The organism is Mycobacterium bourgelatii (genome assembly GCF_010723575.1).
Classification (GTDB): domain Bacteria; phylum Actinomycetota; class Actinomycetes; order Mycobacteriales; family Mycobacteriaceae; genus Mycobacterium; species Mycobacterium bourgelatii.
Genome location: NZ_BLKZ01000002.1, coordinates 225,157 through 238,836, shown reverse-complemented (window position 1 = coordinate 238,836; position 13,680 = coordinate 225,157). Strand labels below are relative to the sequence as shown.

Below are 13,680 nucleotides of genomic sequence, written 5' to 3'. Positions count from 1 at the left end.
CCAGCTATGAGTGGTCGCACTTTTGGTTTTAACGCACTATTTTGCGGGCATTAATGAGGCCATGACAATCACGTGCCCCGGTCCGGGCGACACACTGATCGCTGAACCCGTTTATCGGCCACAGCACGACTCGCGCCTGCTAGTCAGCGCGATGCGAAAGTCGGGCTTGATCCCAAAACGCAGGGTATTGGACCTGTGTACTGGAAGCGGCTTTATTGCAATCTCCGCCGCTGAAATGGGGTGCGCCAGCGTCACCGCGTTCGACATCTGCCCGCACGCCGTGCGCAACTCACGCGGCAATGCGGCCGGTGCCGGGGTAAAAGTGGACGTCCGGCAGGGATCGTGGGTCAAGGCGCTCGATTGCGGTCCGTTCGACGTAGTGGTGTCCAACCCGCCGTACGTCCCGACCCCGCCCGACGCCGACGACGAAATCATCGACGCTGCCGCCGGACCCTCTTGGGCCTGGAATGCCGGGCCGGACGGTCGACTGGTTCTCGATCCGTTGTGCGAGTCTGCTCCGAAGCTGTTGTCCGACGACGGATCTCTGCTGCTGGTGCAGTCGGCGCTCGCCGGTGTGGAAGAGTCACTGGACGCTTTGCGTGCGTCGGGATTGGAAGCGAAAGTCGTTGCTTCTCAATTGATACCTTTCGGCCCGGTACTATCGGCCCGTGCGGCCTGGCTCGAGGAAACCGGCCAGGTGCCTCGTGGCTGCCGGGAAGAGGAGATCGTCGTGATACGGGCGGACAAATCGTGAGTACGACCAGGGTGCAGGTGATCCCCAATGGCCCGGTCCTGGTTTCCGGGCCCGTCAGCGTCGAGACCCCCGGAGGCCGCGTCGTCGAGTCCGACCGGTTCATGGTGGCGATCTGTACCTGTCGGCGCAGCAAGGAATATCCGTTGTGCGATACCAGCCACCGCAGGTGCCGGGTGCCGAAAAAGGCCGCTGGCTAGACCTGTCTTAGTAGACGAATATCCCCCGAAAGTCGTTATCTTTCGGGGGATTTCGCGCTTCCCAGCGCCCTAGCGCCCTAGCGGACTAGCCGAACAACGGCGGCCGCAGGGAAGATCGGCCGGCCTGCCATGCCTCAAGCATGCAGTCCGCCAAACGGTTTTCGACGAGGGCGTGGGCGCGCATCCCGAACACGATGTCGCTTTCGATTTGTGGCTCGCGGGCAACGAGATCGCCCACCACGTCGTGGCGCACCACTTGCTCATGTACCGCATCTGCTTCCACGTGCTCGCTGTAGAACCTGACGCAAGCCTCTGGGGCCTCCATCCGGCGTAACGCGGCGACCAAGCGTGCCGAACCCGGCGGCGAGGTGATCTCGGTGGCCGCGAAGTGTCCGATGGTCGCGCCGCGCAACCGGCGGTGCAACCCGAAGAGCGACATGATGTTGACGACGGCCAATGACTCGGCCGTAGCAACGTTGAGGTAGGCGAGGTACGTGGAATCCAGTCCGGCCGCGTCCAACAGGTCGGCGAAGAGTTGTTGGTGCAGTCGCGAGCCGTGTCCCGCGCCGAATTCGTCGAACTCGATTGCGACGAACGACGCCTTCGCCCGGCCCGTCAGGCGTGGAATGGCCCAGGCATGCGGATCGCCCTCTTTGAGGTGGTACAGCGACCGGTGCACGAAATACTCACACATCTGCTGCCAGGTGCCGCTGTCGCGCAGGTAATACGAGGGTCCGGTACCGTCTGGCGGCTCGACCGAGATCGCCTCCATTTCGGCCGCCGCGGTGTGGTGGGGTTCGATAGGTCCGACGTCGCGTCGCACGCTCGCCAAGAACGCTCGCTCCAACTCGGCTCGCAGGTGGAGCAGCGCGGGGTTCCACTCCCACATCGGATCCACTCCGGCGAAGCCGCGGTAGTGCAGCTCGTAGCACATGTACAACGCCAACTGCAGGTCCAGTCCATACGGATCGACGTCGCCTACTGATGCGCTGATACGAGCGAACTGGTCGCGGGGCGCAGGACCGGTCAGGGCACGGCGAACGGCGATCGACAGGGGGCCGTAGCCAGCCGGCAGGTTTGGCTCAGCCGCAACGCTGCGTTCGTCTTTGCTAGGCATGATCGATGCGAAAGTCACGCTCGTGGATACCCCTCATGCGTCGGGTCAAACTGGCTGGCCTTATGCGACGGGTCACCGCCGAAAGCTGAACTCCAGAGTAGTTCCGCGCGGAGTGGTTTGGATGTTCATTGATTCGCTGATCGCCTTCATCAACACCAGTCCCCGCCCACTATTGCCAGGATTGGGGGCCGGTGGCTTCCAGGAACCGGTGTCGATGACGCGAGCACGGATCTCGTCGTCGGCGAATTCGGCCTCCAACCGCATGCTCCCGACGTCGTGTCCCTGGTAGGCGTGTTCGACGCAGTTGGTGCAGGCCTCACTGAGCACCAGCACGATGTCGTTAATCTTTTCATCGCTCACGTCGCCCGCCATCAGCCAGGATGTCAGCCGATGCCGGATGCCGGCCAATTCTTGTGCGCTGGCGGGTGTTTCGACAAGCAGCGGCGCGATTTGGTGGCGGTAGACCACCATCGCGACATCATCGTCGTAGCCGCTTTGCGGAGCCAGTTGCGCCAGCACGACATCGGCGACCGCGTTGATGGGTAGCGTGACCGTGTCGGCCAGGACAGTGGCGACCCGCGCGAGGCCGTCATCGATCGATTCGTGTTTCCGCTCCACCAGGCCGTCGGTGAAGAACATCAGCGTCGACCCCGGCAACAGCACCCGCGAGGCTTGGGGGCGGGTTTCATTTCGGCGTACCGCCAGCGGCACCGACCCGGCGTCGGTCAAAAACGTTGGCTCCGAGACGGAATCGGACTGCGGCCCAACGAGCACGGCCGGCATGTGCCCGGCGTTGCTGTACTCCAGGATTCCGCTTTGCGTATCCAGGATCGCCAGGAACACCGTCGTGCAATAAGCATCCGGGATCAGCGCCGCGGCCGCATCCAGCTGCTCCAGTAGCAGCCCCGGACGGGCCCCGGTGAGCAACAGGGCGCGTGCCGAGCTGCGCAACTGGCCCATGATCGCAGCGGCCGGCAGCCCGCGGCCCACGCAGTCGCCGACGACGATGCCGATGCGGTGGTCGTCGATCGGCAGTACGTCATACCAGTCGCCGCCGATCTCAAGTGGCGGGACGGCCGGTTCATATCGGACGGCGAACCCTGCCGGCGGCTCGACCGGCGGCAGCATGGCACGTTGCAGGGTCAGCGATGTTTCACGGGCGCTTTCGAACTGTCGAACGTGCTGGATGGCCAGGCTCAGATGCCCGATGAGGACCGTGACCAAGAGCCTGTCCTCGGCTATCACATAGCGAGGTACCCGCAGCTCCAACCACAATGCGACGTCCGCGGCCCCGGACAACACCGCGACCAGTCCCCGGGCCTTACCGGGTGCGTCGGGCCATTCGACCGTCCTGGCGGTCAGCGGTAATTGTTGGCGCGCATCCTGAAATATCTGCCGTAGCAACGGATCTAACTGACGCCAAGGGGTTTCGGACGGGCTACCGGCTACCTGGACGGTCGGCTCGCCGTCGCCGGGGGGCCACATGACCGCCACAACCCGGTGGACGTCGACCGCGGTTCGGCATTCTTCGAGGGTGATCGCCAATACCTCGGCCACACTCTTGGCCACACCAACGGCGGTGGCCAATCGCAGCACCGCGCTCTCGCGAGCGGCAAACGCCCGCTCCGCGGTGATGTCACGAACGGTGCCGACGTAGACGTCGTGATCCGTGGCCGGCCCGCGCACCGCATTGATGCTGGTCGCCACCCATACGAGGTGGCCGTCGCGGTGCCGGACCGGTGTCTCGTACTGCGCGCTGCCCTGGGATCGAACCAGATCTTGTTGCTGGGCAGCGGTCTTCTTGTCGACCAGCCACGGGTGGGGCCACGTGTATGGCAGGCCATCGGGGGCAAAGCCGAGGATTTCGGTGAAGGCGTGGTTGATCTCGATGACGGCCCCGTCATGGTCGGCGACGAAGAAGCCTTCCTGCAGCGAGTTCACCAAGGCGGTGCGGAATCGGTCGCGGTCGGCCAGACCCTCGGCACGGGCGCGCTGTTCTTCGTATCGCTTTGTGCCGTCGAGGAATCCGCGAGTAGCGATGTCGAGGGTGGCCAACGTTTGCAAGAGGAATTCCAGGGAGTTTCCGGGGCGGATTTCGGAGTCCGCCTCCAGCTCGGCGAGGAACCGGAAGTGGTTCTCGATGATGTCGAGAATGCTGATCTGCTCCTGCAGCGCCCGTCGGCCCAGCTCGTGGCCCACGGCCAGGCTGTCCTCGTCGCGCGTGTCCAGGTAAGCGCGCAACGCGGCGACATACTGCGTCTGGAAATCGTCGGCGTCGGTCATATCGTGCGGCCTCTATGACGGGCGGCGAGCACCATCGCATCGTCGGCGTCTTTGCTGTGTTTTACCAATATCTGCTCGGCGATGGTGGTGGCGGAGGCGGCGAAGTCGACGTGGTCCAGGTGATCGTCGCTGATCCCGTCAGAGGCGATGACGAGCAGGTCACCGGGACGAATGGGGACGCATTTTGCCGGTGTGATATCCGGATTCCGGAAGCCGACGATGCCGCCGGTCAGGCGCACGCTGGAACGGATGTCCACGCCGCTGACCGACTTTGCCACCAGGTTGGCCGTGACGTTTCCGATCCCGGTCCAGGTCAGCGCGCCGGCCGCGAAGTCGATTCGTGCCAGCGTCATCGCCGCCCCCCTCGTGCCGCCCAACACCCGGTGGCAGAGCTGCATCAATACTTCGAGCCGCTCCCCGCGGGCGTTCTTCAGTGCCTCCACCGCTGATGTTGCCGCACTCGCGGCGGCCGGACCATGACCGAGCCCGTCCAGAACGCCGAACAGAGCGGCATCGTCGTCGATCGAGACGGCCAGTGACTGGTCACCACAGTCGTGCTCGCCGGGTCGTGGGCGACCTGCGGTCGCCCATTCGACGGGCCCGAAGCGACCATTGTCACGCATGGTCATACACGGGTCGGGACCCATTTCCACATCTCGACGACCGTCCCGCTGCCCAACTTGGACTCCACGATCAGCCGGTCCATCAAGCGCCGGGCGCCCGGCAGCCCCATGCCGAGGCCACGCCCGGTCGAATAGCCGTCTTCCATGGCCCGCTCGATATCGGCGATGCCGGGACCTTCGTCCTCGGCGCGTACCACCAGGGCCTTACGTCCCTCCCGCTCGGCGACAGCGACTCGAACCGCGCCGCGCCCGGCATAGCTGGTGATGTTGCGGGCGATCTCGGAGATCGCGGTGGCGATCATTGTCACGTCGGTCAACGTGAACCCGAGTTCTAGAGCAAGCTGATGGCCGGCTTTGCGTGCGGCAACGATGTCATCGGGGTTGTTGATCGCAACCACGTTGTCATCCGCCACCGTCGCGCCCGATCATTGATTTCCCGAGGCCGCGTTTCTTTTCCAGCAGCGCGATGCCTTCTTCCAGGTCCAGCGCCGTACTCATATCGTCGAAGGCGAGTCCGAGTTGCACCATCGCGAAAGCCACTTCGGGCTGCAGACCCACGATGACGGTGTCGGCGCCGCGCAGCCGGGTCATGTGGGCGATGGTGCGCAGGGACCGAGCAGCGAACGAGTCCATCACGTCGATTGCCGTGAGGTCGACGACGATCCCTTGCGCACGAGATTGGCTGACCCGCTCCATCAGGTCTTCGCGCAGCTTCTCGGTGTCCGAGTCGGTCAGTGCGGCCTGGACGGTGGCGATCAGGACCGCGCCCTGTTTCAGAATTGGTACTGGCATGGCTGCTCTTGGATGTTGTGCCTGCTGCGATCAGTCGCTGGTCCGGGTGACTTCGTAACCCAGCAGCCGTTCAGCCTCTTCGATGCCGCCCTGCAGGTCGCCGACGGCGTTCATCTTCGACAAATCCAGTCCGATGGTCACCAGGGTGAGTGCGATCTCGGACGACAGGCCGGTGATGATCACGCTGGCGCCCATCAACCCCGACGCGTCGACGGTCTGCACGAGGTGGTTGGCCACGGTCGAGTCGATGGTCGGCACACCGGTGATGTCGATGACGACGACCTTTGCGCGGTTGGCGCGAATGGCCCGTAGCAGCTGTTCGGTGACCTGGCGGGCGCGCTGGCTGTCGAGCACGCCGATGATCGGCAGAATCAGCAGCTGCTCCCGCACCTGCAGCACTGGGGTGGACAGCTCGCGAATGGCTTCCTGCTGTTGACGAATGATGCGTTCGCGTTCCTGGACGAAGCTGACGCCCACCGTGTTGGCGATGCGGTTGGCCGCCGGTTCATAGGCATCCAGAACGCGATTCAGCATCTCGAAGTCGGTTTGGTACTTCTCGAACAGCGACCGCGCCAGCACGTCGCGCAGCAGCAGCACGATGCCAAGTACCTCGTCGGTCTCCACGCCTCGCGGGATGATGCGTTCCGATAGGTCACGCGCATAGTCCTGCAGCGCCTCGACACTTCCCGTCTCGAGCACCTCGACATAGTTGTCGTACACGGCGGTCGCCTCGGAGAAGATTTCCTCGGGCGTCATCGCGGTCAGCAGTTCGGCCTCGGTGATCCTGCGCGCCCATTCCTCACGCAAACCAGTTCGGTTGCGTCTCAAGTGCTGGACCAGCTGGGGCAGCAAACCTTCACTGACCGTCTGCGCGGTCGCAGTGGTGCTGTTGGAATCCGAGGGCAAATCTGACATGTGACCTCCCAAGGCCTCCCAGTGCGCGACGCATTTCGCAGGAACGCACTTCCTATGGGGAGACTAGCCTGAACATCACAGTGTTACGTGTTGAGGTGTTCTTCTTCTCGCAGTTAGCACCGCGGGTTAGGCTTGCAACACGCTTGGTCACACGTCAGGCTCGAAGTGGAGGGGATCGCGCATTGTCAGCTCCTGATTCGATCACCGCCACGGTCGCGGACCACGATGGGGTCGCTGTGCTCAGCGTCGGCGGCGAGATCGACTTGGTCACCGCCCCGGCCCTCGAAGAAGCCATCGGCGCAGTGGTAGCGGAGAATCCGCAGGCGCTGGTGATCGACCTTTCCGCGGTGGAGTTTCTCGGCTCGGTGGGCCTGAAGATTCTGGCGGCCACGTTCGAGAAGCTTGGCGACACCGCCGAATTCGGTGTGGTGGCTCGCGGTCCGGCTACCAGGAGACCGATTCACCTGACCGGTCTGGACAAGACCTTCCCGCTGTACCCCACGCTCGATGATGCCCTCAGCGGTGTTCGGGACGGCAAGCTGAACCGCTAGCCGCGTGGCTCAAGGTGCACGCTTGGACGGCACTGGGATAACGGTTGCGTCACGAATCAAGATCACGTTCTCTTAAGGATTTGGACGACTTTCTAAGAATTCTCATTATCCGCCCGCTTATTTGGCGATCGCTTAACAAAAATTGCCACATCCGTTGCATGCGTCACGCCGTCGAACCCTGATTACCGGATGCTGCTGTTCGTTGAGCGCGAACAACACCGGGGTGCCGCTTTAGTCTCCGCTACTTTGGATTTCGGGGCCTCGGGCGGTCCCTTGCCCGACTGTGGTGATTCATTTGCCTCTCTATGCGGGCGGCGATCACCACGCGAAATCAAAATTCGCACATTCGAAGGAACCACTATGAAATTCAGCAGTATCGTCGCGCGCCGGCGAGTTGCCGGTGTGAGCGCCGGTTGTCTGCTCGGGGGAATGGCAATGGGTGTTATCAGTGCGCCGATGGCGGCGGCTGCGCCCGACTGTAGTCCCGAAGCTGTGAACGGCACGGTGTCGTCTGTGCGCGGCGCTGCAGAGCAGTACCTTTCCACCCACCCGGGCGCCAACCAGGTGGTTACGTCCGCCTACGGCCAGCCGCGTGGGGAGGCGGCTGCCAACATTCGCAGTTACTTCACCGCGCATCCCAACGAGTACTACGACCTGCGCGGAATCCTGTCGCCGATCGGAGAGACCGAGCGTCAGTGCAGTGTGTCGGTGTTGCCGCCGCACTTGGAGTCGGCCTACCACGAATTCATGGCCGGCTGATTCGTTCGGACTGGTTTTCCGACGAATCACCGGAACGGCTCGCCACGATCTTGTGGCGGGCCGTTTCCCTTTGCGCGTGCCGGTGCCATGATCACGACATGGATGTGGATCATCCAGAAAATGATCAGCCGTGGGATCAACGCGCGCGCGGCGAAACCGAGGCCGAACGGCTCGACCGCAACTGGAATAGCCTCCTGCAGGAACTGAGGGTGGTGCAGACCGGTGTGCAGTTGCTCACCGGCTTTTTGTTGACGCTGCCGTTCCAGGAGCGTTTCAACGTGTTGAGCGACGAAATGCGGGTGGTCTACCTGGCAACGGTGGGTTGTTCGATTGCCGCGACGGTACTTCTGATCGCCCCGGTGGGCATGCACCGCTTGCTGTTTCGTCGCCACCGTCTTGTCGTGCTGGTATCCGCTGCGCTGAGGTGAGCCCGTCGTAGTGGTCCAGTCGTTGTGGGACTCTGATGCCCGAGTGTTCGGGCAGGAAGAATCGACGACGACATGGCAACGAACAAGCGCCGGCGGCACACGCCGGATCAGATCATCCGCAAGCTCGCCGAGGGCAACAAGCTCCTTGGAACCGGGCAGCAACTCAGCGAAGTGTGTCGCCACCTCGAGATCACCGAGTCGACCTGGCATCGCTGGGTCGCCCAGTACGGCGGGATGAAGGCCAGCGACGCCAAACGCCTCAAGGAACTTGAGGCCGAGAACGCCAGGCTCAAGAAGCTGGTCGCCAACCAGGCCCTTGACATCGACATGCTCAAGGAGATCTCGTCGGGAAACTTCTGACCCCGAACCGCAAGCGCAGCGCCGCGGCGATGCTGCGCGAGCGGTTCGGGGTCTCCGAACGGCGGGCGTGCGCGGTGGTCGGCATCCACCGTTCCACCATGCGTCTACAACCACCACCGATCAGCGATGAGGAGGCCCAATTGCGGGCCTGGCTACGCGCGTTCTCCACCCAGCGGCCCCGCTGGATGGCGCCGTGCTGCGATCGCGGCACGGCGAGCTGGCTGGAAGGTCAACAACAAGCGCATCCGCCGCCTGTGGCGCGAGGAAGGCCTGCGGGTTCCGCAGCGCCGCAGGAAGAAACGCTTGACCGGCATCGGTGCGCAGGTCGGGGCGATGTGCCCGATCCGCCCGAATGCGATCTGGGCGATGGACTTTCAGTTCGACACCACCGCCGACGGACGAACGTTGAAGATGCTCAACGTAATCGATGAGTTCACCCGCGAAGCCCTGGCGATCGAAGTCGACCGGGCCATCAACGCCGACGGCGTGGTCGACGTCCTTGACCGTCTGGCCCTGATGCATGGGGCACCGGCCTACGTGCGGTTCGACAACGGACCCGAGTTCATCGCCCATGCTGTCAACGACTGGTGCCGCTTCAACGGCACCGGCTCGCTATTCATCGATCCCGGATCCCCCCTGGCAGAACGCCTGGATCGAGTCATTCAACGGCCGACTGCGCGACGAGCTACTCAACTCCTGGCGCTTCGACTCCCTGCAAGAAGCCCAAATCATCATCGAAGATTGGAGAATCGACTACAACGCCAACCGGCCTCACTCCGCCCACAATGGGCTCACCCCAGCCGAGTTCGCCCTACAGTGGACCACGACCCACCAACCGCAAGCCGCATAGCGACTGGACCATCAAACGGGTCCCCCTCAGCGCACCGGTGCGCGTACGTTGGGCTGCTGCTGCTCGGTCTGGCATTGACCGGGGTGGCGATCATCATTTTCGAGGCGGTCGCCGGCACCGCGGCGGCTCTTATCGCCGGGGGCTGCGTCTTGGCGTTATTCGCCGTGGCCTGGGTCGTGCTGCCGTTCGCGTTGCGTACCCGCAATCTGCACTTGCCAGGCCGGCAGTCGGGCGAATAGCCGGATCAACAAAACACGCGGGTGTGAACCATTCGCCGCGCGGGTAATTCCCGTGTGATTGATGGGATTTAAGGAGCGATATGCGACTGCGTCGCAGCGTGCTGGACAAGCCGGGGATTAAACGCAAGCGCCGAGGCAAAGGCTTTGCGTATTACGCGCCCAACGGTCGGCTGCTTTCCGACCGGAAGGATGCCGAAACCCTGCAGCGGATCAAGGAGTTGGTCATTCCGCCGGCATGGAAAAACGTGTGGATCGCGCCGTACCGCAACGGCCACATCCAGGCCGTCGGAACCGATGCCGCCGGGCGACGACAGTACCTGTATCACCAAGCGTGGCAGCAGGAGCGAGCCGAGGAGAAGTTTGACCGCGTGCTCGAACTGTCGAAACAGTTGCCCGCGTGGCGGGAGCATATTGCGCGGGATCTCGGCGGCCGGGGCCTGACGCGGGATCGCGTGCTGGCACTGGCGCTGCACCTGCTCGACCAGGGGTATTTCCGCGCCGGCGGCGAGGAGTACGCCGAGGTGCACGAGTCCTACGGGCTGTCCACCTTGCTGTGTGAGCACGTGACGGTGCGGCGCAGCGTGGTCGAGTTCGACTTCCCGGCGAAGAGCGGAGTGCGGCGCACGTGGGAGATCGAGGACCCGCAAGTGGTGCGAGCAGTGGGTGCGCTCGTCCGGCGCACCGACTGCACCGAACGACTCTTGGTGTGCCGCACTGCAAATGGGTGGACCGACATTCGATCCGATGACCTGAACGCGCGATTCAAGGAGTTGGTGGGCGATGACTACAGCGTCAAGGACCTGCGTACCTGGCACGGCACCGTGCTGGCGGCGGCGGCATTTGCCGACGCCGACCCGGCGGTGTCGCAGCGGGTGGCCAAACGAGTGGAATCGGCAGTAATGAAGGAAGTCGCCGAGGAACTGGGCAACACGCCGGCGGTGGCACGCGGCTCCTATGTGGATCCGCGGGTGGTGACGGGTTATCGGCAGGGCATGACGATTGCGAACGCGGCGCGCCGCGCGGAGCGGGCCCGCGAACCGGCCGCCGGGCAGGAGATCCTGGAGAAAGCGACGCGGACGCTAATCCGTAGTTCCCCCCGCTGAGTGGGTTCTGAATCCCCGATGTTGTTCGTGAGCAGGTGTTTGGCGTTCATGCGGGCGTACTAATGTAGTCATGTATTATCATGGCATTGCTCGGCGTGTTAACTTGGCATATCGTAGATATAGCGCGGATAAGTTGATATAAAGTAATCATGTACGTGACTCGGGTTCCCAACCGTGGGTCACCGCCAGCGGTGCTGTTGCGGGAGTCCTACCGCGACAACGGCAAAGTCAAAACACGCACCCTGGCCAACTTGTCACACTGGCCCGAGCGCAAGGTGGAAAAGCTACAGCGTGCCCTCAAAGGCCTGCCGGCCACGCGGGATCTGGCCGAGTCGTTTGAGGTCTCCCGCAGCCTGCCCCATGGGCACGTGGCCGCAGTGCTGGGCACCGCCCGGACCCTGGGCGTCGAAGATCTCATCGACGCGACACCATCGCGGCGGCGCGACCTGGTCACCGCGATGCTGGTAGCCCAGGTCATCGCCCCGGAATCCAAGCTGGCCACCGCACGCGGTTTGCGCACCCAGACCGCCACCAGCTCACTGGGCGAGGTGCTGGGGGTCAGTGGGGCCGATGAGGACGACCTGTACGCGGCGATGGACTGGGCGCTGGCCCGCAAAGATGCCATCGAAACCGCGCTGGCCGCCCGGCATCTGAACGATGGCACCCTAGTGCTCTACGACGTGTCCTCGGCGGCCTTTGAGGGCCGCACCTGCCCCCTGGGCAAGATCGGACACGCCCGTGACGGGGTCAAAGGACGTTTGCAGATCGTCTACGGGCTGCTGGCCACCACCGCCGGGATACCGGTTGCCATCGAAGTGTTCGACGGCAACACCGCTGACCCGAAAACGTTGACCGCCCAAATCAATAAGCTGAAAACCGGTTCGGACTGTCGCGGGTGGCCCTTGTCGGCGATCGCGGCATGATCACCAGCGCGCGCATCACCGAGGAACTACGCCCTGCCGGTCTGGACTGGATCACCGCGCTGCGCGCCCCGCAGATCAAGGCCCTTGTGCAAGCCGACGCCCTGCAGCTGAGCTTGTTCGACGAACACGACCTCGCTGAGATCAACTCCCCGGACTATCCCGGCGAACGCCTGGTCTGCTGCCACAACCCCGCTCTAGCTCAAAAGCGCACCCAAAAACGCCAAGACCTGTTGGCCGCCACCGAAAAACAACTCACCGCCATTACCGACGCCACCACCCGAACCCGCCGACCCTTGCGCGGCAAAGACGATATCGCGCTACGGGTAGGCAAGGTGATCAACCACTACAAGATGGCCAAACACTTCCACATCACCATCACCGACAACTCATTCACCTTCACCCGCAACGAAGACGCCATCGCCGCCGAAGCCGCCCTCGACGGCATCTACGTGCTGCGTACCAACCTGCCCAAATCCGCCCTGGGCCGTGACGATGTGGTGTTGCGCTACAAGGGACTCGAAGACGTCGAACGCTTCTTCCGGACCCTCAACAGTGAACTTGACGTGCGACCCATCCGCCACCACCTCGCCGACCGGGTCCGCGCCCACATGTTCCTACGCATGCTGTCCTACTACATCAGCTGGCACATGAAACAAGCCCTGGCCCCCCTGCTGTTTCGCGACCACGACAAACCCGCAGCCGCCGCCAAACGCACCAACCCGTTGCCCCGCTCAACGTTCCGATGCCGCCCTAGCCAAAGCCTCCCGCAAACGCACCACCGACGACACCCCGGTGCACAGCTTCACCAGCCTGCTCGCCGACCTAGCCACCATCTGCGCCAGCCACATCCAGCCCGCCGACGACATGCCCACGTTCACCAAATTCACCACCCCCACCGCACTACAACACCACGCCTTCGAACTACTCGGCCTCACCCACCGCCTGGGCTACAAGTAGTCATGCAGACAACACAAAACCCCAGGTCACGGCACACTCATCACCAAACCAGGGGGAACTACGGGCTAATCCGCCGAGTAGCCAAGAGCGACAGCTCATCTGGCGCACAGCAATTGGCGAAGACGGCGTAGGTGAGTTAGCCATGCCTTCGCTCGAGCGCGACCGTTGTCCAGATTCCGAATCGGTTAATGGACACGACACGGTTTCGGGGACAGGCGAATACATTGTGCGTGTGCCTGCCGACTCGATGCGGAAAAAGCACCGCTGGTCGCCGGCGGGTCGATTCCGCTACCTATCTCGCATAGACCGCTGGGAATGGTCTGACGAAGTCGCCAAGATGCACGGCTATCAACCGGGCTCTGTCACGCCGACCACCGCGCTGCTGCTTTCCCACAAGCATCCCGACGACATGCCAAGCGTGCTCGACCTGATCAAGGAGGTCCGCCGCCACGGCACCGCGTTCAGTAGCCGGCACCGCATCATCGACACGTCCGGTTGCGTGCACGTGGTCGTCATGGTGGGGGACAGGATTGTCGACAAAGACGGCGTCCCCGCAGGCATTGCGGGCTTCTACGTTGACGAGACTCAGCAATACCAAGCCGACGTGCAGGCGCGAACAACCGAGGCGGTGCAGGAGATCACCGCTCGTAAGGCTGTCATCAACCAAGCCCTAGGCATCATGATGGGGCGGTACGGGGTAGGCGCCGACATCGCCTTTCAGCTGTTGACGCGGATCTCACAGGACTCGAACACCAAGCTGCGGGTGGTAGCCGAGCGCCTGGTCGCTGAGACCAGCGGGGGCACCCCGCCGCCGGACTTCGAATGACCC

Annotated in this window: 13 protein-coding genes and 3 pseudogenes; 10 read left to right on the top strand and 6 right to left on the bottom strand. The window is 63.4% G+C overall.

The genetic code is table 11. The annotated features are described in order from the left end of the window. Positions 1-61 precede the first annotated feature (61 nt). Together G6N68_RS26180 and G6N68_RS26175 are read left to right on the top strand one after the other, a co-directional pair. The gene (locus G6N68_RS26180) at positions 62-754 is read left to right on the top strand and encodes a HemK2/MTQ2 family protein methyltransferase (RefSeq protein ID WP_163719938.1); all 693 of its coding nucleotides are present in this window, start codon (positions 62-64) and stop codon (positions 752-754) included. Next, on the top strand, positions 751-951 hold the full coding sequence (locus G6N68_RS26175) for a CDGSH iron-sulfur domain-containing protein (protein ID WP_163719117.1): 201 nt from the start codon (positions 751-753) through the stop codon (positions 949-951). Before G6N68_RS26180 ends, G6N68_RS26175 begins: the two co-directional genes overlap by 4 nt. An 85-nt stretch (positions 952-1,036) precedes the next feature. Here G6N68_RS26175 and G6N68_RS26170 read toward each other — a convergent pair whose 3' ends face one another. The 6 genes from G6N68_RS26170 to G6N68_RS26145 all read right to left on the bottom strand — a co-directional run bounded on the left by G6N68_RS26170 (position 1,037) and on the right by G6N68_RS26145 (position 6,681). Continuing rightward, positions 1,037-2,068 (bottom strand): iron-containing redox enzyme family protein, encoded by a 1,032-nt coding sequence (locus G6N68_RS26170; RefSeq protein ID WP_163719116.1) that lies wholly within the window; start codon positions 2,066-2,068, stop codon positions 1,037-1,039. Positions 2,069-2,140: 72 nt separating this feature from the next. Beyond that, positions 2,141-4,351, bottom strand: a complete 2,211-nt coding sequence (locus G6N68_RS26165; protein ID WP_163719115.1) for a SpoIIE family protein phosphatase — start codon at positions 4,349-4,351, stop codon at positions 2,141-2,143. Further along, positions 4,348-4,974: a SpoIIE family protein phosphatase gene (locus G6N68_RS26160; protein WP_163719936.1), complete on the bottom strand. Its 627-nt coding sequence runs from the start codon at positions 4,972-4,974 to the stop codon at positions 4,348-4,350. Before G6N68_RS26160 ends, G6N68_RS26165 begins: the two co-directional genes overlap by 4 nt. A gap of 2 nt (positions 4,975-4,976) precedes the next feature. After that, positions 4,977-5,387 (bottom strand): anti-sigma regulatory factor, encoded by a 411-nt coding sequence (locus G6N68_RS26155; protein WP_069417977.1) that lies wholly within the window; start codon positions 5,385-5,387, stop codon positions 4,977-4,979. Then, a complete protein-coding gene (locus G6N68_RS26150; protein ID WP_163719114.1) occupies positions 5,377-5,766 on the bottom strand; it encodes an STAS domain-containing protein in 390 nt (129 codons plus the stop codon). The genes G6N68_RS26155 and G6N68_RS26150 overlap by 11 nt, the downstream gene beginning before the upstream one ends. 30 nt (positions 5,767-5,796) lie before the next feature. After that, on the bottom strand, positions 5,797-6,681 hold the full coding sequence (locus tag G6N68_RS26145; protein WP_163719113.1) for an STAS domain-containing protein: 885 nt from the start codon (positions 6,679-6,681) through the stop codon (positions 5,797-5,799). Positions 6,682-6,863: 182 nt separating this feature from the next. Here G6N68_RS26145 and G6N68_RS26140 point away from each other — a divergent pair, with 182 nt between their 5' ends. The 8 genes and pseudogenes from G6N68_RS26140 (at position 6,864) to G6N68_RS26105 (ending at position 13,677) form a co-directional block, all read left to right on the top strand. Next, positions 6,864-7,232 carry an STAS domain-containing protein gene (locus G6N68_RS26140; protein ID WP_163719112.1) on the top strand — a complete coding sequence of 123 codons (369 nt, stop codon included), beginning with the start codon at positions 6,864-6,866 and terminating at the stop codon, positions 7,230-7,232. Between the two features lie 360 nt (positions 7,233-7,592). Continuing rightward, complete coding sequence (locus G6N68_RS26135) at positions 7,593-7,991, top strand: heme-binding protein (RefSeq protein ID WP_163719111.1); 399 nt, start codon at positions 7,593-7,595, stop codon at positions 7,989-7,991. A gap of 98 nt (positions 7,992-8,089) precedes the next feature. Then, positions 8,090-8,416 (top strand): annotated as a pseudogene (locus G6N68_RS26130) (DUF6328 family protein); the annotation flags it as partial. 75 nt (positions 8,417-8,491) lie between these two features. Further along, positions 8,492-9,629: pseudogene (locus G6N68_RS26125) on the top strand (IS3 family transposase). Further along, positions 9,596-9,868 (top strand): DUF6328 family protein, encoded by a 273-nt coding sequence (locus G6N68_RS26120; RefSeq protein ID WP_371871732.1) that lies wholly within the window; start codon positions 9,596-9,598, stop codon positions 9,866-9,868. Before G6N68_RS26125 ends, G6N68_RS26120 begins: the two are co-directional and overlap by 34 nt. Before the next feature lie 80 nt (positions 9,869-9,948). Continuing rightward, positions 9,949-10,971 (top strand): DNA topoisomerase IB, encoded by a 1,023-nt coding sequence (locus G6N68_RS26115; RefSeq protein ID WP_163719109.1) that lies wholly within the window; start codon positions 9,949-9,951, stop codon positions 10,969-10,971. Between the two features lie 149 nt (positions 10,972-11,120). Further along, positions 11,121-12,851: pseudogene (locus tag G6N68_RS26110) on the top strand (IS1634 family transposase). 232 nt (positions 12,852-13,083) lie between these two features. Beyond that, positions 13,084-13,677, top strand: coding sequence for a PAS and ANTAR domain-containing protein (locus tag G6N68_RS26105; protein ID WP_163719108.1), 594 nt, complete (start codon positions 13,084-13,086; stop codon positions 13,675-13,677). The last annotated feature ends 3 nt before the right edge of the window (positions 13,678-13,680 follow it).